Origin of the sequence: Polaromonas sp. (assembly GCF_030689685.1) — a bacterium.
In the GTDB taxonomy this organism is placed as follows: Bacteria; Pseudomonadota; Gammaproteobacteria; order Burkholderiales; family Burkholderiaceae_C; genus Polaromonas.
Genome location: NZ_JAUYEY010000031.1, coordinates 24,927 through 46,783 on the forward strand (window position 1 = coordinate 24,927; position 21,857 = coordinate 46,783).

Annotated in this window: 24 protein-coding genes and 1 tRNA gene; 17 read left to right on the forward strand and 8 right to left on the reverse strand. The window is 59.7% G+C overall.

Features of this window, described 5'->3' with window-relative positions:
• Positions 1 to 23 precede the first annotated feature (23 nt).
• The 4 genes from Q8O29_RS08480 to Q8O29_RS08495 form a co-directional block, all read right to left on the reverse strand.
• Entirely contained in the window at positions 24 to 530 is a 507-nt protein-coding gene (locus tag Q8O29_RS08480) for a peptidylprolyl isomerase (RefSeq protein WP_305561787.1), read from the reverse strand.
• Between the two features lie 7 nt (positions 531 to 537).
• Positions 538 to 1,227: a peptidylprolyl isomerase gene (locus Q8O29_RS08485; RefSeq protein WP_305561789.1), complete on the reverse strand. Its 690-nt coding sequence runs from the start codon at positions 1,225 to 1,227 to the stop codon at positions 538 to 540.
• Complete coding sequence (locus tag Q8O29_RS08490; protein ID WP_305561791.1) at positions 1,224 to 2,504, reverse strand: L,D-transpeptidase; 1,281 nt, start codon at positions 2,502 to 2,504, stop codon at positions 1,224 to 1,226. The genes Q8O29_RS08485 and Q8O29_RS08490 overlap by 4 nt, the downstream gene beginning before the upstream one ends.
• A 73-nt stretch (positions 2,505 to 2,577) precedes the next feature.
• Positions 2,578 to 3,624, reverse strand: coding sequence for a tetratricopeptide repeat protein (locus tag Q8O29_RS08495; protein WP_305561793.1), 1,047 nt, complete (start codon positions 3,622 to 3,624; stop codon positions 2,578 to 2,580).
• A 193-nt stretch (positions 3,625 to 3,817) separates the two neighbouring features.
• Here Q8O29_RS08495 and cysS point away from each other — a divergent pair, with 193 nt between their 5' ends.
• The 3 genes from cysS (at position 3,818) to Q8O29_RS08510 (ending at position 7,030) form a co-directional block, all read left to right on the forward strand.
• Positions 3,818 to 5,194, forward strand: a complete 1,377-nt coding sequence (gene cysS / locus Q8O29_RS08500; protein ID WP_305561795.1) for a cysteine--tRNA ligase — start codon at positions 3,818 to 3,820, stop codon at positions 5,192 to 5,194.
• A gap of 55 nt (positions 5,195 to 5,249) precedes the next feature.
• A complete protein-coding gene (locus tag Q8O29_RS08505; RefSeq protein ID WP_305561797.1) occupies positions 5,250 to 5,948 on the forward strand; it encodes a DNA-3-methyladenine glycosylase in 699 nt (232 codons plus the stop codon).
• Positions 5,949 to 6,052: 104 nt separating this feature from the next.
• Entirely contained in the window at positions 6,053 to 7,030 is a 978-nt protein-coding gene (locus tag Q8O29_RS08510) for an acetyl-CoA carboxylase carboxyltransferase subunit alpha (RefSeq protein ID WP_305561799.1), read from the forward strand.
• Positions 7,031 to 7,037: 7 nt separating this feature from the next.
• Here Q8O29_RS08510 and Q8O29_RS08515 read toward each other — a convergent pair whose 3' ends face one another.
• A complete protein-coding gene (locus Q8O29_RS08515) occupies positions 7,038 to 7,352 on the reverse strand; it encodes a hypothetical protein (RefSeq protein WP_305561801.1) in 315 nt (104 codons plus the stop codon).
• Positions 7,353 to 7,572: 220 nt separating this feature from the next.
• On the opposite strand from Q8O29_RS08515, the gene tilS reads away from it, so the two are divergent.
• The 3 genes from tilS to Q8O29_RS08530 all read left to right on the forward strand — a co-directional run bounded on the left by tilS (position 7,573) and on the right by Q8O29_RS08530 (position 10,059).
• Positions 7,573 to 8,529, forward strand: a complete 957-nt coding sequence (gene tilS, locus Q8O29_RS08520; RefSeq protein ID WP_305561803.1) for a tRNA lysidine(34) synthetase TilS — start codon at positions 7,573 to 7,575, stop codon at positions 8,527 to 8,529.
• A 109-nt stretch (positions 8,530 to 8,638) separates the two neighbouring features.
• The gene (locus Q8O29_RS08525) at positions 8,639 to 9,907 is read left to right on the forward strand and encodes an aspartate kinase (RefSeq protein ID WP_305561805.1); all 1,269 of its coding nucleotides are present in this window, start codon (positions 8,639 to 8,641) and stop codon (positions 9,905 to 9,907) included.
• A 59-nt stretch (positions 9,908 to 9,966) separates the two neighbouring features.
• Positions 9,967 to 10,059 (forward strand) — tRNA-Ser (locus tag Q8O29_RS08530).
• Here Q8O29_RS08530 and Q8O29_RS08535 read toward each other — a convergent pair.
• Positions 10,030 to 10,395, reverse strand: coding sequence for a helix-turn-helix transcriptional regulator (locus tag Q8O29_RS08535; protein ID WP_305561807.1), 366 nt, complete (start codon positions 10,393 to 10,395; stop codon positions 10,030 to 10,032). The two genes, Q8O29_RS08530 and Q8O29_RS08535, sit on opposite strands and share 30 nt — an antisense overlap.
• A 730-nt stretch (positions 10,396 to 11,125) precedes the next feature.
• On the opposite strand from Q8O29_RS08535, the gene Q8O29_RS08540 reads away from it, so the two are divergent.
• The 5 genes from Q8O29_RS08540 (at position 11,126) to Q8O29_RS08560 (ending at position 15,159) form a co-directional block, all read left to right on the forward strand.
• Complete coding sequence (locus Q8O29_RS08540; protein ID WP_305561809.1) at positions 11,126 to 11,446, forward strand: hypothetical protein; 321 nt, start codon at positions 11,126 to 11,128, stop codon at positions 11,444 to 11,446.
• A gap of 718 nt (positions 11,447 to 12,164) precedes the next feature.
• Positions 12,165 to 12,365 (forward strand): major capsid protein, encoded by a 201-nt coding sequence (locus tag Q8O29_RS08545; RefSeq protein WP_305561811.1) that lies wholly within the window; start codon positions 12,165 to 12,167, stop codon positions 12,363 to 12,365.
• Between the two features lie 144 nt (positions 12,366 to 12,509).
• Positions 12,510 to 13,799, forward strand: coding sequence for a hypothetical protein (locus Q8O29_RS08550; protein WP_305561813.1), 1,290 nt, complete (start codon positions 12,510 to 12,512; stop codon positions 13,797 to 13,799).
• The gene (locus tag Q8O29_RS08555) at positions 13,799 to 14,125 is read left to right on the forward strand and encodes a DUF2523 family protein (RefSeq protein WP_305561815.1); all 327 of its coding nucleotides are present in this window, start codon (positions 13,799 to 13,801) and stop codon (positions 14,123 to 14,125) included. Before Q8O29_RS08550 ends, Q8O29_RS08555 begins: the two co-directional genes overlap by 1 nt.
• Positions 14,122 to 15,159 (forward strand): zonular occludens toxin domain-containing protein, encoded by a 1,038-nt coding sequence (locus tag Q8O29_RS08560; RefSeq protein ID WP_305561817.1) that lies wholly within the window; start codon positions 14,122 to 14,124, stop codon positions 15,157 to 15,159. The genes Q8O29_RS08555 and Q8O29_RS08560 overlap by 4 nt, the downstream gene beginning before the upstream one ends.
• On the opposite strand, the gene Q8O29_RS08565 is transcribed toward Q8O29_RS08560, so the two are convergent.
• The gene (locus tag Q8O29_RS08565) at positions 15,113 to 15,376 is read right to left on the reverse strand and encodes a hypothetical protein (RefSeq protein WP_305561819.1); all 264 of its coding nucleotides are present in this window, start codon (positions 15,374 to 15,376) and stop codon (positions 15,113 to 15,115) included. The two genes, Q8O29_RS08560 and Q8O29_RS08565, sit on opposite strands and share 47 nt — an antisense overlap.
• Before the next feature lie 508 nt (positions 15,377 to 15,884).
• Between Q8O29_RS08565 and Q8O29_RS08570 the strand changes: the two genes are divergently transcribed.
• Positions 15,885 to 16,790, forward strand: coding sequence for a hypothetical protein (locus Q8O29_RS08570; protein WP_305561820.1), 906 nt, complete (start codon positions 15,885 to 15,887; stop codon positions 16,788 to 16,790).
• Positions 16,791 to 16,886: 96 nt separating this feature from the next.
• A complete protein-coding gene (locus Q8O29_RS08575) occupies positions 16,887 to 17,462 on the forward strand; it encodes a recombinase family protein (protein WP_305561822.1) in 576 nt (191 codons plus the stop codon).
• Between the two features lie 118 nt (positions 17,463 to 17,580).
• On the opposite strand, the gene Q8O29_RS08580 is transcribed toward Q8O29_RS08575, so the two are convergent.
• On the reverse strand, positions 17,581 to 17,892 hold the full coding sequence (locus tag Q8O29_RS08580) for a hypothetical protein (protein ID WP_305561824.1): 312 nt from the start codon (positions 17,890 to 17,892) through the stop codon (positions 17,581 to 17,583).
• A gap of 172 nt (positions 17,893 to 18,064) precedes the next feature.
• Here Q8O29_RS08580 and Q8O29_RS08585 point away from each other — a divergent pair, with 172 nt between their 5' ends.
• From Q8O29_RS08585 to Q8O29_RS08600, 4 genes are all read left to right on the forward strand, one after another.
• Positions 18,065 to 18,379: an I78 family peptidase inhibitor gene (locus Q8O29_RS08585; protein WP_305561826.1), complete on the forward strand. Its 315-nt coding sequence runs from the start codon at positions 18,065 to 18,067 to the stop codon at positions 18,377 to 18,379.
• 184 nt (positions 18,380 to 18,563) lie between these two features.
• The gene (locus tag Q8O29_RS08590) at positions 18,564 to 19,475 is read left to right on the forward strand and encodes a MurR/RpiR family transcriptional regulator (RefSeq protein ID WP_305561827.1); all 912 of its coding nucleotides are present in this window, start codon (positions 18,564 to 18,566) and stop codon (positions 19,473 to 19,475) included.
• On the forward strand, positions 19,472 to 20,812 hold the full coding sequence (locus Q8O29_RS08595; RefSeq protein ID WP_305561829.1) for an aspartate aminotransferase family protein: 1,341 nt from the start codon (positions 19,472 to 19,474) through the stop codon (positions 20,810 to 20,812). The genes Q8O29_RS08590 and Q8O29_RS08595 overlap by 4 nt, the downstream gene beginning before the upstream one ends.
• A 31-nt stretch (positions 20,813 to 20,843) precedes the next feature.
• Positions 20,844 to 21,830 carry a TAXI family TRAP transporter solute-binding subunit gene (locus tag Q8O29_RS08600; RefSeq protein ID WP_305561831.1) on the forward strand — a complete coding sequence of 329 codons (987 nt, stop codon included), beginning with the start codon at positions 20,844 to 20,846 and terminating at the stop codon, positions 21,828 to 21,830.
• Positions 21,831 to 21,857 lie beyond the last annotated feature (27 nt).

Genomic DNA, 21,857 nt, shown 5'->3' on the forward strand with positions numbered 1-21,857 from the left:
GCAGGTTGTGGCCAGAACCGTGTCTAGAGGGCTACCGCTTTTTCGATCACCACATCGGTCTGCGGCACATCGCTGTGGCCGCCCTTGCTACCGGTCTTGACAGCTTCGATCTTGTCGATCACATCGGTGCCCGCGACCACCTTGCCGAACACAGCGTAGCCCCAGCCCGACGGTGTCGGCGATGTGTGGTTCAGGAAGCCGTTGTCGGAGGCGTTGATGAAAAATTGCGCGGTGGCCGAATCAGGCACGCTGGTGCGCGCCATGGCGACGGTGTACTTGTCGTTTTTCAAGCCGTTGGCGGCTTCGTTGGCAATCGGTGCGTCCGACGGCTTTTGTTTCATGCCGGGCGTGAAACCGCCGCCCTGCACCATGAAGCCGGGAATCACGCGATGAAAGACGGTGTTGTCGTAGTGGCCCTTGGCGACATAGCTGAGGAAGTTGGCGACCGACTTTGGGGCTTTGTCCTGATCCAGCTCAAGGGTGATGACGCCGTGACTGGCAATATGAAGTTCGACTTGGGGATTGCTCATGATGCTTTTACTTGAGGAGAGTTGCGGAGTTGATGAGGATCGGTGTTTTCGGCACATCGCCGGGGAAGGGGCCGCCTGCGCCAGTCGGCACGGCCTTCATCTTGTTGACCACGTCCATGCCGCTGATCACCTTGCCGAACACGGTGTAGCCGAACAACTGCGGTGCGTTGACAAGCTGAGCGCGCGGCGTGTTTTCGTAAACACGGCCCTGGTAGTCGAACTTGGGCACCGGATCGCCAGGCGGAATCAGGGTCGGATTCAGGAAGTCGTTGTCCTTGACGTTGATGAAGAACTGCGATGACGCGGAGTTGGGGTCGTTGGTGCGCGCCATGGCCACGGTGCCGATGGTGTTTTTGTCGCCACCTTTGGCCAGCGCCTCACGGCCTTCGTGCGGCACCGGCGCGCGGGTTTTTTTCTCGGCGAAGCCGGCATCGTAGCCGCCGCCTTGGACCATGAAGTTGTTGATCACGCGGTGAAACACCGTGCCATCGTAGTGTTTGTCCTGCACGTACTGCAGGAAGTTCGCCACTGTTTTGGGCGCCTTGTCGGGATAGACCTCGAGCACAAAATCGCCGGCGGTGGTGGCAAATTTCACACGGGGTGAGACGGCCGTGGCCTGGGACCAGGCCTGGCCGGCGAGCAGGCTCAGAGCGGCCAATGCCAGGCAGGCGCGTCGTGTCTGTTTGCTGGGCGTCATCCAATCACTCCTTCAAAAAATATCTTCCACTGGTTGCCCTGGCGCACCCAGTACTGGCGGCGGGTCGGGCCGGTGCGCGAGCCGCTGACGACCTCGCCAAAGGTGACCACCATGGTGTCGTTGGTATCGGTCCAGCGCAGGTAGGACAAGTCCTTGAGTTGCACCGAGCGGCCGGCCCGTTTGTCCAGATCGGCACGCAGCACGGTGGTCCAGTCGCTCAGCGTTTTGCCATAGCTGCTGAAGTCGCTGCTGTACAGGCTGGTCAGCGCGGCGAGGTCGCCGCTGGAGCGAGCCTTGTGCCAGCTCTGCAGCGCGTCCTCGAAGGTCTTGCCTTCGGCCTTAGCGCTTTGCGGCGCAACCCATTTGAGGCTTTGCGCGATCACCACGGGCGTGGTGCGCACTTCCACGGTGCGGATGATGCGTTCGAGGTCGGGGTTGGCCAGCACCACGCAGCCGTCGCTGGCCAGCGGCGCGCGCGCAAACTGCGTGGGTGGCGTGCCGTGCAGCCAGATGCCGCTGCCGGTTTTGCCGCGCTTGAGGTCCAGCGCATTGGGGTAGTTGATGGGCAGCGCGCCGGAGCCGTAGAAGTCTTTGAGCGACTTCGGGTCCAGGTTGCTGGTCACAAAATAAACACCGAGCGGCGTGCGCGAATCGCCTTCGACGGACTTTTCAATGCCAGCTTTGCCCACCGAGATGTAGTAGTCGGCCAGCAGCTTGAGGCCAGTGGCGGTGTTTTCAAACAAGTAAAGCCGCGCACGCGAGGTATCGACGGCGATTGCATGTTTGTTGCGCGGTGACAGCGCCAGGAACTGTGAGGGAATGGTCCCCGCTGCCGGTCGTTCGCGCAGCGCTTTCAGGCGCAGCAAGGATTCCTGGCGCAGATCGCCGAGCATGCCGGCGCCGGCTTTGGCTGTGTCGTCGGGCACATCGCCCAGAGTGCGCAAAGGGCGCGCCTGAGCCGCCAGCAAGTCGCCGTACACCAGTTGCGCGAGCTGGAAGTTGGGATGGGCATGGACCAGGCGCTCGGCTTTGGCGAGCGCTTCCCGTCCCTTGGCTTGACCCGCAAGTTTATAAATCTCGATCAGTCGCGCCTCGGCTTCACCGTCCCGGACTTCCGGTCGAGCCGGCGGGCGTGGAGCGCTTTTGCGTTTTTTTTCAGCCACCGCGTTTTGCGGCGGATTTTTGTTGTTGTTTTTGGAGGAGCTGTCAGCGCCTGTCACGGTGCTGCACATCACCGAGAAGGCGACAAGAAGGAGAGCGGCGGCGGCCCGTTGCATGGGGGTGATCAGAAGAATGAGTCAGTGGTGCGTCTCAAGGCGCGCGTACCGGGTCCGGCGCCCGTCATTCGCATCAGCCACCAGTCGATTCCCTGACGATGAGCCACCGCTCGCCGGCCTTGGCCATGTCCAGCGTTTTGCGGCTGGACACGTTCAGCGCGTCGGCACTGTAGTCCTGCTTGAATTTAGCGGTGGCCTTGCTGCCCTTGACCGCCACGGACACGTTGCTGAGCTTCACGGTGATGCGCGATTTGCCGACGATGCGGCTGCGCCGCTCTTCTTCCCAGGCTTTGCGCGGCTGGTTGCCGGGGGTGTCGAAGTCCTTGCCATAGGCGGCCAGGTAAGCGCCCATGTCCTTGGCGGCCCAGGCGCTGGCCCAGGCGCGCACGGCGGCTTCGACTTCTTTTTCAACGGCGCTGACCGGCACTGCAGTCGGTGGCGCGACCGGCGCTGCCGGAGGGGCCACAGGCGCCGGGGCGGGCGGCGCCGCAGGCACCACGACGGCCGGGCGTGCGGGAGCGGCGGGCGGTGGTGTGGTCACGGGCCCGGAGGCGGCATTGCTGGCCGCAGGTTTTTGTCCTTTGGGCTCGGCGCTGAAGAGGGTGCGGATCAGGGCCAGCTTGGGCTGCACGCCGGCGTTGCCACCGTCGAGCTGCAGCGCCTTGCTGTAAGCCTGACTGGCTAGCTGGGCGTAGACATCGCCCAGGTTTTCATGCGCGGTGGCGTAGCTCGGGTTGGTGCGAATCGCCATCTCCAGCGCGGCTCTGGCCTTGTCGAACTGGTTCTGGCCAGCGTAGAGCACGGCCAGGTTGTTGTAGGGCTCAGGCAACTCGGGATAGTCCTGGGTGATCTTCGTGAAGGTGCTGATGGCATCGGCCGGCTTGCCGGCTTCAGTCTGGATCACGCCCTTGATGAAGCGCATCTGCGGGTCACGTGGCTTGCCGGCAAGGTACTGGTCGGCCTTGGCCATGGCTTCCGTCAGCTTGCCCGAGCGGACCAGGCTATTCACATCGGTGTAGTCGTCGGCATGGGCCACCGACAAGGACAGCGCGGCGGCCAGGGCCAGCCAGCGCAGGGCGGCCGACAGGGGTGTGCTCGAAACTGAAGCGGACTTGAACATATTTCCTCTGGGACGCATTGGGTGGCTGGCTCGAAACATGGGCCTGCAAGCCGACGTTGCAGCGCACTGCACGGGCTCTGACCAGCTGGATATACTGGGCGATTGTATCTGAGGGGTATAGTTTAGGCTTGGCCCCGCTTCCCGCATTTTCACTGGCCCGGCGACTCAAGCCGGGCTGAAATTCCAGACATTCATGAGCCTGCGCATTTACAACACGCTGTCGCGTGCCGTGGAAGATTTTTCGCCTTTGGTGCCCGGTCAAGTCCGTATGTACGTGTGCGGCATGACGATTTACGACCTCTGTCACATCGGCCATGCGCGCATGATGATGGCTTTCGACGTGGTACAGCGCTGGCTCAAGGCCAGCGGCTTTGAGGTCACCTATGTGCGCAACATCACCGACATCGACGACAAGATCATCAAACGCGCGGTTGAGCGCGGCATCAGCATCCGCACGCTGACCGACGAGATGATCGTGGCCATGCACCAGGACATCGGTGCGCTCGGCATCGAGCCGCCGACGCTGGAGCCGCGCGCCACCGAATACGTGCCGCAGATGCTGTCCATGATTGCGACGCTGGAGCAAAAAGGCCTGGCCTATCGATCCGGCAATGGCGACGTGAACTTCGCGGTGCGCAAGTTTGAAGGTTACGGCAAGCTCTCGGGCAAGTCGCTCGACGAGCTGCGTGCCGGCGAGCGCGTGGCGGTGCTTGACGGCAAGGACGATCCGCTGGACTTTGTGCTCTGGAAGTCGGCCAAACCTGCCGAGCCGAACGACGCCAAATGGGCCAGTGACTATGGGGCCGGCCGGCCCGGCTGGCACATCGAATGTTCGGCCATGAGCTGCCAGACCTTGGGCGAGACTTTTGACATCCACGGCGGCGGCGCCGACCTGCAGTTCCCGCACCATGAAAACGAAATCGCACAGAGCGAGGCGGCCAACGGCAAGCCGCTGGCCAGGTTCTGGATGCACAACGGCTTTGTGCGTGTGGACAACGAAAAGATGTCCAAGAGTCTGGGCAACTTTTTCACCATCCGCGAGGTGTTGGCCCAATACGACGCCGAGACCATTCGCTTTTTCATCGTGCGTGCGCATTACCGCAGCGCGCTGAACTACAGCGACGCGCACCTGGACGACGCCCGCAACTCGCTCAAACGCCTGTACACCGCGCTGAGTCTGGCCAAGCCAGCCGATGTGGCGACCGACTGGTCGCATCCGTTTGCTGCCCGCTTCAAGGCCGCCATGGACGAGGACTTTGGCACACCGGAGGCGGTGGCCGTGCTGTTTGAAATAGCGGGGGAGGTCAACAAAACCGCGTCGGCCGAATTGGCCGCCTTGCTGAAAAACCTGGGCGGTGCGCTGGGTCTGCTGCAGGGCGATCCGGCTGCGTTTTTGCAGGCCGGTGCCGGGCTCGATGCTGCAGCCATAGCCGCCCTGATCACCCAGCGCGCTCAGGCCAAAGCCGTCAAGAATTTTGCCGAGGCCGACCGCATCCGGCAGGACCTGCTGGCTCAGGGCATTGTGCTGAAAGATGCTGCCGGCGGAACCACCTGGGAAGTGCAGCCTTGACTTTATTTTTAAGCGATTTTGGCCTTCAGCCCATAACCGGCGGGCGCAAGCAGCTATGAAAAAGATAGTAAAAAGCGGACCGTCCAGCACCGAACTGACGGAAGTCGCCGAGCCTGCCCTGACCAGCGTGCCCGAGTACTGGGCCGAGGCCTGCAAACACCTGGTCAAAAAAGACCGGGTCATGAAACGCCTGATTCCGCAGTTTGGCGACGCCTGCCTGCAGTCGCGCGGCGACGCCTTCAGCACGCTGGCGCGCAGCATCGTCGGCCAGCAGATTTCGGTCAAGGCCGCGCAAACTGTCTGGCACCGCTTTGCAGCCCTGCCCAGAAAAATGACGCCGGGCAATGTGCTCAAACTCAAGGTGGACGACATGCGTGCCGTCGGCCTGAGCGCGCGCAAGGTCGAGTACTTGGTGGATCTGTCCATCCACTTCGACGCCGGCACGGTGCATGTGAAGGACTGGCAGGCGATGGACGACGAGGCCATCATTGCTGAACTGATCGCCATTCGCGGCATCGGCCGCTGGACCGCCGAGATGTTTTTGATCTTTTACCTGCGCCGGCCCAATGTGCTGCCGCTGGACGATGTTGGCCTGATCAACGGCATCAGCAAGAGTTATTTTTCCGGCGAAGCGGTCAGCCGCAGTGATGTGCGTGAAGTCGCCGCCGCCTGGGCGCCTTATTGCAGTGTTGCAACTTGGTATATTTGGCGCTCACTGGACCCCTTGCCGGTTCTGGGTGCCGAGCAAAGTTAAGTTAAAAGCCTGAGGAGCAGAAATGAGCCCCCACATTCACTTTCGTTCACTGCCCCCCGAGGGGGCGCATGCCTCCTTAGAGGCGGCTCGTCAGGAGGCATGACATGGCCAAAAAGACCTTCCTCGATTTCGAGCAGCCGATTGCGGAGCTTGAAGGAAAAATAGAAGAGCTGCGTTATGTGCAGACCGAGTCGGCGGTCGATATTTCCGAAGAAATCGACCAGTTGGCCAAGAAAAGCCAGCAGCTTACCAAGGACATCTACAGCGACCTGACGCCCTGGCAGATCACCAAGATCGCGCGCCACCCCGAGCGGCCCTACACGCTCGATTACGTCAACGAACTGTTCACCGATTTTGTCGAGTTGCACGGCGACCGGCATTTTTCAGACGACCTGAGCATCGTCGGCGGCCTGGCGCGTTTCAACGGCACGGCCTGCATGGTGCTGGGCCACCAGAAGGGCCGCGACACCAAGGAGCGCGGCCTGCGCAACTTCGGCATGAGCAAGCCCGAGGGCTACCGCAAGGCGCTGCGCCTGATGAAAACCGCCCAGAAGTTCAAGCTGCCGGTATTCACTTTTGTTGACACGCCGGGCGCCTACCCCGGCATTGATGCCGAAGAGCGCGGCCAGTCCGAGGCCATCGGCCGCAACATTTTTGAGATGGCGCAGCTCGAAGTACCCATCATCACCACCATCATCGGCGAAGGCGGCTCCGGCGGTGCGCTGGCGATCTCAGTGGCCGACCAGGTGGTGATGCTGCAGTATTCGATCTATTCGGTGATCAGCCCAGAGGGTTGCGCTTCCATTCTTTGGAAAACCTCCGAGAAGGCCGAGGAAGCCGCCGAAGCCCTGGGCATCACCGCGCACCGCCTCAAGGCGCTAGGCGTGATCGACAAGATCGTTAACGAGCCAGTAGGCGGCGCACACCGCGATCACAAGCAGATGGCGGCTTTTCTGAAGCGTGCGCTCAACGACGCCTTTCGCCAGGTCGGTGACCTCAAGGTCAAGGAACTGCTGGACCGCCGCTACGAGCGCCTGCAAAGTTATGGCCGCTACACCGACACCAAAGCCGACGCCAAGTAAGCCGACCCTAACTGAACTGTACGGCTATCGCGACCAGTTTTTTGGACACCGGATCGGGCTGGAAAATGATCGTGGTGATTGCATCGAAGGCGTTCATGTTGTCGGGGTCAAAGGTCTTTTTCTTGTAGACCCATTTCACGGCCTCACCGGATTTTTCTTCCGACTCAGGTTTGCCTACCTTGTCGGCCACCACCTCCTGCGTCTGGTCGATGACATAGCCTTGAAACAGGCCGCGCGAGTAAGTGCTGTCAATGCAGCCCGCCAGCAGGGCGCCAGTTAACAGGACGGCAGCAAACCAGCCCAGGCGTTGAATGAAATTCATGGATTTGTCTCCTTTGTGTGACGGTTTCAGTATCCATGCTGTACTGACGCCTCTCTGACAATGCGGGCGCCGGATTTGCCAGAGGAAAACCCTCGGGTTTTGCCAGTCCGCACGTCGATAATCACTGCATGCGTTGCCTTCAGGCCCCTTCCTGTCCTGCTTTCCCCGGCGAAACCGCATGGGTTGCAGCAACTCGCCGCGCCGGCCAGGGAGCCGCTGTGTGACTACCACCGTTGATGACGCGCTGCGCGTGTTTTCCCCGCTGTTGCCGCTGGCTGTGGCTTACAGCGGCGGCGCCGACTCCACCGCTTTGCTGCTGGCCTGCGCCCAGAAGTGGCCGGGGCAGGTGAGGGCGATCCATGTTCACCACGGCCTGCAGGCTGCGGCCGACGACTTTGCCTGCCATTGCGCAGCCGTTTGCGCCGGCTTGCAAGTGCCTTTGCAGGTCAAGCGGGTACAGGCCGGCCATGCCCTCGGCGAGAGCCCGGAAGACGCCGCCCGCAAGGCGCGTTATGAGGCCATTCGGGCTCTGGCCCAGGAAGATCAGGCGCAACCAGCTATTAAAAGCATAGCGCTTGCGCAACATGCCGACGACCAGGTGGAGACCCTGCTGCTGGCGTTGAGCCGTGGCGCCGGTTTGCCGGGGCTCAGTGCCATGCCCGCCCGTTGGCAGCGCGGCGGGCTGGATTATTACCGGCCTTTGCTGCAGGTGCCCGCCGCCGAGATTCGCGCCTGGCTGGCGCGGCGCGGCGCCGCCTTTGTTGAAGACCCTAGCAACACCGACGAGCGCTTCACGCGCAACCGCATCCGTGCGCGCTTGCTGCCGGCGCTGGCCGAGACTTTTCCGCAGTTCCGCGAGACCTTTGCACGCAGCGCCCAGCATGCGGCGCAGGCGCAGGCCTTGCTGCTCGACATGGCGCGCGACGACCTGGCCGGCACGGGCATGCCGCCGGCGATCAAGGCTTTGCAAGGTTTGTCCACCGCGCGGCAGGCCAATGTGCTGCGGCACTGGCTGCTGGAGGCCCACCGCGCCACGCCCACTGCCGCGCAACTCGCGCAGTTGCTGGCGCAGGTTGCGGCCTGCACCACGCGCGGCCACCAGATCCATCTCAAGATTGCTGCCGGGCATGTGACGCGCAGCGGCGACCATTTGCACTACGCTGAGAAGGCCGTCTAGGTAGTTATCCTAGGTATAATTGAGGGCTTTGCTGGCGGCCCAAGCCTTCTGTAGGGGTGGAAAGCGGCCACAGGCACTGTTTGCAACCAACCCTGGATTGACATCCGCAATGGCATTGATCGTTCATAAATACGGCGGCACCTCGATGGGCTCGACTGAGCGCATCCGCAACGTTGCCAAACGCGTTGCCAAGTGGGCGCGCGCCGGCCACCAGATGGTGGTGGTGCCCAGCGCCATGAGCGGCGAAACCAACCGCCTGCTCGGCCTGGCCAAGGAACTCGCTCCCTCCCACGCCGCCGACGCCTACCACCGCGAACTCGACGCTCTGGCCGCCACCGGTGAGCAGGCCTCCAGCGCCCTGCTGGCGATTGCGCTTCAGGCCGAGGGCATGCCCGCAGTCAGTTATGCCGGCTGGCAGGTCGCTATCAAGACCAACAGCGCCCACACCAAGGCCCGCATCGAGTCGATCGACGACAAACGTGTGCGCGCCGACCTCGACGCCGGCAAGGTGGTCATCATCACCGGCTTTCAGGGCGTGGACGAAGGTGGCAATGTCACCACGCTCGGCCGTGGCGGCTCCGACACCTCAGCCGTGGCGATTGCCGCTGCGCTGAAGGCACACGAGTGCCTGATTTACACCGACGTGGACGGCGTCTACACCACCGACCCGCGCGTCGTGCCCGAGGCGCGCCGTCTGCAGACCGTGAGCTTTGAAGAGATGCTGGAGATGGCGTCCATGGGTTCCAAGGTGCTGCAAATCCGCTCGGTTGAATTTGCCGGCAAGTACAAGGTGCCGCTGCGCGTGTTGTCGAGTTTTACCGACTGGGACATCAACATCGACGAAGAGGCCAAGTCCGGCACCCTGATCAGTTTTGAGGAAGATGAACAAATGGAACAAGCCATCGTATCGGGCATCGCATTCAACCGCGACGAAGCCAAAATCTCCATCCTCGGCGTGCCCGATAAGCCCGGCATCGCCTACCAGATCCTGGGCGCTGTGGCCAACGCCAACATCGAAGTCGACGTGATCATCCAGAACGTCAGCAAGGACGGCAAGACCGACTTCAGCTTCACCGTGCACCGCAACGACTACACGCGCGCCGTCGAGCTGCTGCGCACCAGCGTGCTGGGCCCGCTTGGCGCCGAAGAGATCACCGGCGACGCCAAGATATGCAAGGTCAGCATTGTCGGCATCGGCATGCGCAGCCATGTGGGCATCGCCAGCAAGATGTTCCGCGTGCTCAGCGAGGAGGGCATCAACATCCAGATGATCTCCACCAGCGAAATCAAGACCTCGGTGGTGATCGACGAAAAATACATGGAACTCGCTGTGCGGGCCCTGCACAAGGCCTTCGACCTGGACCAGTCCGCCGCCTGAGAAGCTTCGCGCTGGACAGGGGCGCAAGTCGTGAGATAATCGCGGCTAGCCAAAAATCAGGAAACGTGACCGAGTGGCCGAAGGTGCTCCCCTGCTAAGGGAGTATGGGGTGTAGAGCCTCATCAAGGGTTCGAATCCCTTCGTTTCCGCCAAGATGCCTCTGAGGGTTTTACTCTCAGGGGTTTTTTGTTTTCTGGGGCCTCATCTGTCTCCGGTGGGAAGGCGTTCAGCATGGCCTGCAGCGATTCCTTTGCGGCATGTTCATATGCGTCTTTTTCGTCCAGCGAGTCGACGAAATATTCAAAGATCGTTCTCACGCGATCAACCCCTGCTATCTCTGCGATTTTGATCCGGGTTTTTAGCCCACATATCCGTGCGCCTGACTTGAAGCTGCTGATGTGTTGCGGTGTTGCGCCTATCAGCTCGGCAAGTGCTGTTTGGCTTCCGGCTACTTCGGCGGCCTTCTTGATAGTTGTTTTCAGTGACATGCGAATTCCTGCTGGTTGACTTGTGCCAAATAAATGGTACATTTAATTACTCATTTAAATGGAAATAACCATTTAAAAGGTAATTATCAACTCAAAGGGGCCACCAATGAACAATGTCAGGCATTCACTCCGAGTCTGCATGCAGTGTCGCAATCACCTCACCTCAGATCGTGAATATTGCGCGCTGTCGTCTTGCACTCCCCCTGTCGAAAATTTCAACCCTGAGGGTGGCCCCGAGGGCGCGGATGGGCAGGGGGTGTGCACCTCTCACTCAGGGTCGCTGCGCTCGTACCAAGGCTTAGGCGGTGCCGGTGGCTTGCCGTCCTTGTCAACTTTGACGAATCGCCAACCAAACATCGATGCTATCCAGAAAAAAAGGATGTTGCCAATAACGGCAAACGCTAAATCCCAAAGTGGGGTGGTGCATACGAGCATTTGCGTGGCCTCTGTTGATTCAGTCAACCCATTAGGCCATGCCAATCGCGACAGAACCGGCGGCGCATATGTCAAAAAAGGCTCCATCGTTGACTTTGACGGCCTCCGCTTCCGTGTTCAACGTGTCCGGCTCGGTACTGTCTACGGCGAGACCCTGTACATGAAGGCTCCCATCGTTGCGCGTTGCTCGCAGCTACGTGTAGTCGGATGACCTTTACGCCTCATGCCTCGCGAGTCGTGGCATCGGGCGGCAAGTTCTGAGCCGCTAACGGTAATTAATTAAAGGAAAAGCATCATGGATTTCTTCTCAACAATTCAAGTTCTCAAGGTCGATATGCCTGTTACCAAAAAGGGCAAAGACGGTTCCGACTACACCATCTACGCTGCGCAAACGGCTCTGCTCGATGATAACGGTGAATTGCAAAAAGTTGGTCGGCTGCGCATCCCCGAGTCGATGCGTGAAAAGGTGAAGGTCGGCATCTTCCGCGCGTCGTTTTCTCTTGAAGTTGCGGCTTGGGGTCAGAATAAGGGTGACGTGATCGCAAGCCTCACCGACCTCGTACCCGTTCCTCCGGGTGCATTTAAACGCATGCAGTCCTCCGCTGCTGCTACCTAAGGGGTATCACATGGCGGGCCCTGACGACTACTATGAGGACGGCGAGAACGATGGTCCGGATTGGGAACAGTGCACTCACTGTGACACCTACGTCAACCTCGAAGAGTCTTTCGATGGTCTCTGCGACCAGTGTCGTGAAGCTCGAATCGAGGACTAGGTCAGACCATGCGCTCTGAAGTCGTTCTGCTCCTGGCACTTGCCCTGTCCTCCTGTGGGGTCACCTCCACGTGGGAGACCGATTCGCACCACTGGCGTGATCGCGTCGTCAAGGGTCTCTGATGCTACCTGCATGCACTACGGGCCAAAACGTCTATCAGGCTATAAGCCCATTTAACGCGGCCCCATATCCCAGTTATGTAGGCGATGACGTGGGCGGTGTCTGCGCCCTAATTGCGGCTACTTCTCCCAGCGGCACTTACGTCAGTTCGCTGGGCTCTGGTAGCTGTGTTCTCTCCAACGCGCCGTATGTCTATCCGGTCGTAAGGGTCTGCGAGCCGCCTACAAAGTCCCCCTTCACCATGACCCTCGCGGACGGCATACAGCTATCTGGGTTGGTCATTGCAGTGTGGGTATCAGCGGCAATATTTCGCTGGCTCGTCCGAGCATTAGGAGACAAGGGGGAAACCGAGTAATGAGATTGCGACGGCAAGACGGCCAGCGTTGTGAAACGTCGTCGTCTTTCCGGTGCGATTTTGCACCGTTTGATCTGGAGAATTCCATGCTGAAAAATCTGAAAAGCTACGTTCTGGCCATGATGGCATTTGCGCTCTCGGCCCTGCAATCCGCACACGCCGCGCTCGATACTGCGGTGACCACGGAACTGACCACGGCACGCGCCGACATCATCACCATCGGCGGCATCGTCTTCGGCATTGCCGTTGCGATCGTGCTTTACAAGTGGTTCAAACGCGCCCTGTAAGCGCTGGCTGAGTCGTGCGCTGTGGCTCACCCTACAGCGCACCTCTCAACCTTCACAAAGGCCGCTCATGTTGCTCGAAATAGCAGAGGAAATTATGGCTGAAATCTCAGGTATTTGGGTCATCGTTGCACTATTGGGAGGCGCATGGATATTGCTCTCTTGATACGCCGCACGCTAGCGGTATTCGCGCTGGCCTTCATTGCCAACGCCCATGCGAGTTTCCCCGCCACCACGGAGTATCTGTATAACGCCCGTAGCGGCTGGCACCCAACACCCGCTGCGGCATGTCAAGCAGAGCTGGCGATTGCTGGTCCTCTGTACGCATTTGATCGTATCGAGCTTCTCGCTTGTTACTACAGATATAACGGCGGCGCGTCGTCTTTTTTTGGTAACGCAAACACACGAACAGTTTGCCCTTCAAACAGCACCTTGGCTGGTGGACAGTGCACATGCGCCGCGCCAACGTACGTACAGGACGGTAACGCGTGTATCTCAGTTCAGGATTCTCAAAATAAAAACTGTAAGGCGCTCGCTGACGGTCTCAACATCTTGGGCGCTCCTATGGTCCATCACGGCTCCCCAGGTGTCACAGCGTGTTTCGGCGGCTATGTCATAAAGGGCAGCGGCGGCGCTGGTGGGTCCATCGGTGGTGTCGCATCTCAGTCAGAGCTATACGGCCCTTTCGCCTGCTCTGGTGAGAACGCATCGGCATGCAGCGTCATTCCTAAGCCCACTGCAATTACAGCCACATGCGCGCCTGGCAGTTTCCCCGGCGATGTTAACGGCGTGCAAGTCTGCATCCCGCCTTCCTCGACTGTGCAAGCACCGAAGACAACAACGTCTCAACCTCCCGCTGCCGGTGGTACGGCCCCCCCCCTTCCCGGTGCTCCTCCTGGCACCGTTGAAAGCTCTGAACAGACAACGTGCGCAAAAGGCACTTGCACGACTACCACGACGAACAAGGACGGTACGGGCGCATCTACTGGAACCACGGTTAAAACCGAATCTCAAGGTGAGTTCTGCGCGCGCAGTCCTGAGTCCGCTGGGTGCGACAAAAAATCGGATTCGACGTTTTCTGGTAGTTGCTCTGGTGGCTTCGTCGGCACTGGCGATGCGTTGCAAAAAGCCGTAGCTGAGGCTGTCAACAAAACCAAATGTTTGCTCGACCCTGGCACCGCGCTTGATGGCACCGTGTCGGCTCTCGCTGCAGGGACGTTCGGCCCTGAGCTCACCAACGCAAGCCGCGCAATAGGTCAATTTGATCAATCCAACCCTCTCGGCGCTACCTGCCCTGCCGATATGACTATCAGCGTTATGTCCGCCAGCGTAACTATCCCCTTCTCGCAGGTCTGTTGGGCTCTCCAAGCCCTCGGCTATATCGCTGTCACCTTCACCCTTCTCTACTCGACGATCTTCGTCGTGAAAGGCTTCTGATGCCGTTTCCTGCCGTCCTCGCGTCCGGCCTTGCTGGCGCTGTTGTCGCTGGCCTGGCATCAGGTGCAGTCCAGATCGTTCTAAAGGTGCTGTCGGCCCTCGGCTTCGGCTATCTCACCTTCACCGGTATTGACTACCTCACTACTCAGAATCAAGCGCAGATATTCACGTTGATTGCGATGTTGCCGCCGCTCGCCCAACAACTCTTAGGCGTGCTCCAGGTTGGCACCTGTATAAAAATTCTGTTTTCCGCGCTTGTCATGCGGCTTACCGTCTTCGGCCTCAATCAAGGCGTTATCAAACGCATGCAGGTTGTCCCCACATGATCCTGATGCACACGGGCCTACCTGGTGGCGGTAAGACCCTCCGCTCGGTGTCCCTAATCGAGAAACGCCGCATCGCTGAGAACCGCACGGTCTACTACAGCGACCGATTAGAGGAAGTCACGCTCGAAGGGTGGCTACCGATGCCTGACCCGCAAAAGTGGTACGAGCTGCCGGCGGGTTCAATTCTCTATTTCCCCGAGGTCCAAAAGACCTGGCCAAAACGCGCTAACGGTGCGCCGGTTCCGGAATCAGAGGCGAGATTTGAGACACATCGGCACCATGGGTTTGATGTTTATTTCGATACTCAAGACCCTACCTTTATCGATTCGCACCTCCGCAAGCTGGTAGATGTTCACTACCACATGATGCGGAAATTTGGCTCTCCTTGGGTCAGCGTTCATGAGTTCAAGGGCACCAAGGACACCGTTTCCAAAACCCGCAAAGATTCTATAGAGACGCAATGGCTCAACGACAAGGCCATGTACGGCAAGTTCAAAAGCGCTGAGATACATACCAACAAAATCCGTATTCCGCCAAAAATCATTCTCGCGTCCACGCTCCCGTTCATCATCATCGGCCTCGCTTACTCGTTTTATCAAAGGCGAATCAATGATCAACAACCCGACAAGCCGCCTCCTGCTGTCGGCGCTCCTATGGCTGGCGCTGCTTCTCCTTCCAGCGTTACCCCTGCTGTCAAGCGTACGTACGATCTAGCCGCCTTTGCGCCCCGCCTGGACGGCTTGCCTCACACCGCCCCAAGGTACGACGAACTGACAGCACCCGTTCGCGTTCCTACCGTCGCCGGCTGCGTCTGGTTTGAAAAGACGCAACGAGGCCATTGCTATACGCAACAAGGCACGCTACTGACCCCGCCAAACGACTTCATAAAGCAGTACATCCAGCGTGGCATGTTTGAAGACCACGAACGCGGCCCCGGCTTGGCCAATGTCGTGCAAGGTAACAAGGCGCCCGATGAATCCAAACCGCTCACGCGTCCCCAAGCGCCTGCTGCGACCGTTGCAGCTCCTTCATGAGCTCTGTTGCTCTCGCCTTCATGTCACGTACCCATTTCGGTACTGGCGTGACGCCCCGAATATCTGCATGCGCTGCGTAGTAACGATGAACCAAGTTTCTCCACGCCGCGCCACCTTTTGTCCGGATGGCCTGAATCGTCGCCACGGCACTGTCCAGTGCCAGTTCAAATTGGTACAGCATGGCTTCGGGATAGCGGCGGTAGTTGCGGGCGATCATGGTATTTAAAAAATATCCTCTCGCTCGTCGTTCCCTCGCTCCCCCGAGTAGGGGGCGGGGGGGGCTGCTGGTGGTGCCACAAGAAAAAACCGGGCTGACCCGGTATCGATGTATTAAAAATCCCCCCACAAGCGCCCCTCGCACGCCGACGGGGTCTTGTGGGGGGATTCATCGATGCCGGGGCAGTACGGTTTTTTCAGAGCGAGGACAAGCGTTCGCACCCGACGTGACAGAGGACCAACGGGACGGCAAGCGAAGCGACTGGCACCAAAGGGTGCAGCTTGTCCGGGTTCATAGCTGCGGCGTTCATGGTCACTCTTTGAACGTCAGCGTGACCGATGGCGTTCGGGGCGGCGGGGCGACGGCGGCGCGAAGCGACGCCTAGCAAGCCGCCTAGATTTATCCAATAAACACTTTGGTACATCAGACAAATTTCGGGAATTTTCAGTCAGTCGATTTCCACATCTGAAATAAAAAATCCCCGCGTGCATTAGCGTGCACCGGGGACATGACAAGTAAAAAGGGGTTACCTGTGCTAAGAATCATAGACGGGATCGCGTATCGCGGTCAACCGGGCCAACAACTTCGGGTCACGGCCCACGATCTGGGCAACGGACACCTCGAACTGTCAGCGGTCCGAGTTACCGAGTGGAAAGAGTTAGAGCTAGACGCCTTTGCGCTTCAAGACTACCTTGACATGCTCCGCGAAAACGAGGCCGACCCCGAACTTCAGGCGGAGCGGCAAGCCCGGAGGGTCAAGATTGCCGCCAATCGCGCCAAAACAAAGGTCAGGAGGCTTTGTAAGGCGCTCGGGGTCACTACCCTACTTACCTTGACTTATCGCGCCAATGAGACCGATTTGCACCAGGTCAAAAAAGACCTCAAAGAATTTAACCGGCGAATGCTCCGCGTGATGCCCGAATTCCGCTTTGTCGCCGGCTTTGAGCGGCAAGAAAGGGGTGCGTATCACGTTCACATGGGGACGGCTGGCATACCTACCGTTTTCCTCCAGAAAAACGCGGCTGGAGTTCCGACCCGCGTCAAGTCTTTTGACGTTATACGGGCCGTGTGGCGCTCCGTGACCAAAGAACGAGGGGGTAACATCGATGTATCGCGTAGAAAGCGTCACAGCACCTCTACGCCTGCCTCAATCGCTAAATATCTCGCCAAGTACATCACCAAAGAATTTGAGGACGGCGAGAAGCACTCCAACCGGTACACCTCATACGGTGCTGCATCCGCTGCCAAAGGCCTAGATTTCGGCAAATTCAACACTGCCCGAGAAGCGGTTGAGTTCTGCTACTCGCTTCTGAGCGGCCATGTTGTGTTCGATCAGCATTTCAGTCGATGGGGAGACTGGTTTTTCATGCACTGTGAAAAGCCTCTCGCGCCTTCGTCATCTGCTAGCACATAGATCGCCATGTGCATACTGTTTTATCTGTGAATGTTTACCGTTGCTGAACGGTAATCTGCGCAATAGATTTTTTCCTCAACTAATAAGGAAAATTTCATGCTGATTGGATATGCGCGTGTGTCTACAAAAGATCAGGAGACCGATTTACAACTTGACGCCCTTCGGCGTGCCGGTGTAGTGAAGATTTTTGAGGAAAAAGATAGCTCTGTTGGTGTGCGGCCTCAATTGAGGTTGTGCCTGGCATCTCTTCGCACTGGGGATGTTTTCGTTATATATAAGCTTGATCGTGTAGCCAGATCGCTCCCTGACTTGCTGGCAATCCTTGCCGATATTAAGGCTGCCGGTGCTCTTGTAAAGAGCCTGACTGAGCCGTTAGACACGACTACTGCCATGGGGTCGTTTGTGATTCAGATTCTCGGTGCCGTTGCTGAGCTTGAGCGGGGAATTATTAGGGAGCGTTCCATGGCGGGGCAACTGGCTGCACGGGACCGTGGCGTGCATCCCGGTCGGCCTCGCGCCTTATCGCCTGATGATGAAGCTGAAGTGGTCCGTTTGTATATCGCAGGTGGCTGCACCATTGATGGTTTGGCGCTTCGGTTTGGCGTGTCAGATTCCTCCGTCAAGCGGGCGCTGTATCGGGTAAGCAAGCCTGGACATTCAAGTCTGAAATAGGCGTAAAAAAACCCGGCTGGCCGGGTGGTTGCGTGGTGCGGAACCTTTCGTTTCCGCCAGGACAGAAAACAAAAATGCCGCCCTTGGGCGGCATTTTTGTGGGCGCAAGTTTCTTCTTTCAACCATTGGCGCGCTGCAGCAGGGCTTCGCCGATGAATTTGGCTCGGTCGCGCGGGAAGGTGAAGAATATCCAGCCGAAGCCGAGGTGGCGCAGCCCGAAGCTCACATGCCGCTCCGGTGTTTGAGTCTGGGCGACAGCAAAGTCGGCGTCGTTCTGCACCAGCACCGGCATGTCGGTAGTCACTTCCTCCTGGACGGGCGGCTGCATCTGGTTGCGGGCCTGCGCAAGCCGGTGCATCAGCTCTTCAACCTGGCGCGTGCTCAGTTGCTGGCCCAGGACGGTGAGGGTGCCGTCGGTGTTGGGTGTCATGGGTGCCCTTTCAGTGGCGATGGATGGGGTGGTCAGGCCGGAAGACCGGCCTCGGGCATGGGCGCGATTTTATCCTGAGCGTTTGACGTCCTGCGCCACGCAACCAGTCGTAAAAAAGCGGGTCTGACCGGTCTTCACACGGTATGGTGAAGGTTTTGTTCACGGAGAAAACATGGCTTTGAAAATCATTCTCACCAGCGCAGCGTCATGGCTACTCGTGGGCTGTACCACGCCCGCACCCCCTCCGACTGGCACGGGCACCGCCCCGACCGGGCCGACTACGGGCGTATGCAATGCGCAGGGCGCGCAGTTTGCTGTCGGCAAAACGGCGGGCGCCAGCGTGGTCGAGGAGGCGCGCCAGCGGTCGGGCTCCTACATGGCACGGGTGCTGCGGCCGGGCCAGATGGTCACCATGGAGTTCAATGCGCAACGGCTGAACCTAGATATTGACTCGGCCAGTGTGATTCAGCGCGTTCGCTGCGGTTAAGGCTAGTCGGCGGAAGCAGTCGTCGCCAGATGCTTCACACTGGCCAGTCAGGCCCAGTTTCTGTGAAATTGCGATCCCGGCTTTGTTGCCGAGCCAAAGAGTCGCCGTCGCGCGGCTCCATGCAATTTTGACGTGCTATTGAAACACTTGTGCTATATTTTATAGATACAGATACAAATGTTTCATGCTCGGCGCTTCCATCTTCTCCAACATCCCGCTTGACGGCCTGAGTCCGGAGTTGCTGCGTGCGGCGCGCTGGGTTGAGGCGCATTCGCGCGAAGTGGCGCTGCATTCCATGCGTGAGTGCGGCCGGCGCGCCGGCCTGGCGCCTGCCACATTGACACGGCTGTCGCAGGCCCTGGGCTTTCAGGGTTTTGAGGCGATCAAGCATCTTTGCCAGGAGTCTTTTTCCGCGCAGGGCGGTTACGCCGGGCGCGCCGAGATTCTGCAGGCCAGCGCGCGCCGTGACAAGGACTGGCTGGCACTGCTCAATGAAGCGCAACATGCCAACACGGCTTCGGTGGGCGGTCTGAACCAGACGGCGCAGCTCGAAGCGGCGGCCGATGCCATGCTAAAAGCGCGCCGCGTCTATTTTCTCGGTCTCCGCGCCAGCCACGGTTTGGCCTTGCATCTGCACTACACCTATGGCCTGCTGGCGTCCAACGGGGTGCTGGTGCAGGGGCTGGGCGGCACGCTGGATGACCAGGTGGGCGATATGGGCCCTGGTGACCTGCTGGTCGTGACCTCGTCGGCTTCCTACACGCGGCAGACCGTGCACGCCGTGGCGCAGGCGCGCGGGCAGGGTGCCGGCGTGGTGGCCCTGACCGACAGTGCGCTGTCGCCGATTGCCCGCTCGGCGACACACACGCTGCTGTTTCGCACCGACAGTCCCTCGTATTTTCATGGCATGGTCGGCGCACTGGCGCTGACGGAGGCCCTGGCCGCTGCCGTCGCGGTGCGCGGCGGTCGCAAGGTCCTGACCCATCTGCAGAACCGGCAGGATCGCCTTGACCGCGAAGGCGCGTACTGGAACGGGCGCAGCGACAGATCTGTGGGCGGCCGTTCAAATTCTTCATCAGAAAAACAGCCTCTATGACCGCAGCAACCACCCATGTTTTTCACCGTCACTTGCAGCGCAGGCCGCCGGTGGCCGTCAGCGGCCAGGGTGTTTACCTGACCGATGCGCAGGGCAAAACTTATATCGATGCCTCTGGCGGCGCCGCCGTGTCCTGTCTGGGCCACAGCCACCCGGACGTGCTGGCCGCGATGCATGCGCAGATCGACAAGCTGGCTTATGCGCATACCAGTTTTTTCACGACCGAGGTCGCTGAGGAACTGGCCGACAAACTGATCGCCAACGCGCCCGAAGGCATGAGCCATGTGTATTTCGTCAGTGGCGGTTCGGAAGCGGTCGAGGCTGCGCTGAAAATGGCGCGCCAGTATTTTGTCGAGATCGGTCAGCCGCAGCGCACCCACTTTATCGCGCGCAAGCAGAGCTACCACGGCAACACCCTGGGCGCGCTGGCCATAGGCGGCAACCAGTGGCGGCGCGAGCCGTTTGCGCCCCTCCTCATTTCCGCCACCCATGTGTCGCCATGTTACCCCTACCGTGAACAACAAGCCGGTGAGACGCCGGAGCAGTACGGCCTGCGTCTGGCGCAGGAACTTGAAGACGCGATTCTCGCAAAGGGCGCGGCCAGCGTGATCGCCTTCGTTGCCGAGACCGTGGGTGGCGCCACGGCTGGTGTGCTGGCCCCGGTGCCGGGTTACTTCAAGGCGGTGCGCGAGGTCTGCGACCGCTACGGTGTGCTGTTGATTCTTGACGAGGTGATGTGCGGCATGGGCCGCACCGGCACCCTGCATGCGTGTGAGCAGGAGGGTGTGTCGCCCGATCTGCTGACCGTGGCCAAGGGCCTGGGTGGTGGCTACCAGCCGATTGGCGCGGTGCTGGCGCAAAAGAAAATTGTCGACGTGATGCGCGCAGGCTCCGGATTTTTCCACCACGGCCACACCTATCTGGGCCATGCGATTGCCTGCGCGGCGGCGTTGGCGGTGCAGCAGGTGTTCGAGCGTGACCAGCTCTTGGGCCAGGTGCGCGAACGCGGCGATTTTTTGCAGCGGCTGATGCACGCGAGCTGGGACAGCCATCCCCATGTGGGTGACATTCGCGGGCGTGGCTTGTTCTGGGGCATCGAGCTGGTGCAGGAGCGTGGCAGCAAGAAGCCTTTCGATCCGGCACGCAATGTGCACGCACGTATCAAGCAGGAGGCCATGGCACGCGGATTGATGGTTTACCCGATGGGCGGCACCGTCGATGGCCGCTATGGTGACCATGTCCTGCTGGCGCCACCGTTTATCAGCAGTGAAGCTGAACTGACGATGGTGGTGGAGCGCCTCGGTTCGGCCATGGATGCCGCGATAGCTGCGGTGTGAAAAAATTGTTTTACAACCTGGAGAAATTGAAATGAGCAAGAAGTTTGCGTTGAATGTGCTGGGTGCCGCGAGTGTCGGTATCGCGATGGGTGCGGCCCTGATGTCTGCGCCGGCTGTCGCCCAGCAGAAGTTTGTGACCATTGGCACCGGCGGCGTGACCGGCGTGTATTACGCAGCCGGCGGCGCGATCTGTCGCCTGGTCAACAAGGACCGCGCCAAACACGGCATCCGCTGCTCGGTGGAGTCGACCGGCGGCTCGGTATTCAACGTCAACACCATCAAAGCCGGCGAGCTTGATTTCGGCTTCACCCAGTCCGACGTGCAGTACAACGCCGTCAAGGGCCTGAATCAGTACAAGGACGGCGCCTTCAGCGATTTGCGCGCGGTGTTTGCTGTGCATCCTGAGCCTTTCACCGTGGTGGCCCGCAAGGAAGCCAACATCACCAAGTTCGAGGACTTCAAGGGCAAGCGTTTCAATGTCGGCAACCCCGGTTCCGGCACACGCTCGTCGATGGAAGAGATGCTGGCCACTATGGGCTGGAAGCTGGGCGATTTTTCGCTGGCCTCCGAGCTCAAGGCCGACGAGCACGGCCCCGCACTGTGTGACGGCAAGATCGACGGATTTTTCTTTGGTGTGGGCCATCCTTCGGCCAACATCCAGGACCCGACGACCTCTTGCGGGGCCAAGCTGGTGTCCCTCACCGGCCCGGTGATCGACAAGCTGGTGGCCGACAAGCCCTATTACGCCAAGGCCACGATTCCCGGCGGCCTTTACCCGAACAACCCGCAACCCACCAACACCTACGGCGTGCTGGCCACGGTGGTGACTTCCAGCAAAACACCGGCCGAGACGGTTTACCAGGTCACCAAAGCGCTGTTCGAGAATTTTGACGAGTTCAAAAAATTACACCCGGCGCTGGCCAATCTCAAGCCTGAGAGCATGGTCAAGGACGGCCTGAGCGCGCCTTTGCATGAAGGTGCAGCGCGCTACTACAAGGAAAAAGGCTGGATCAAATAAACACCTTCAGGTGTGCGTGAACAGGGG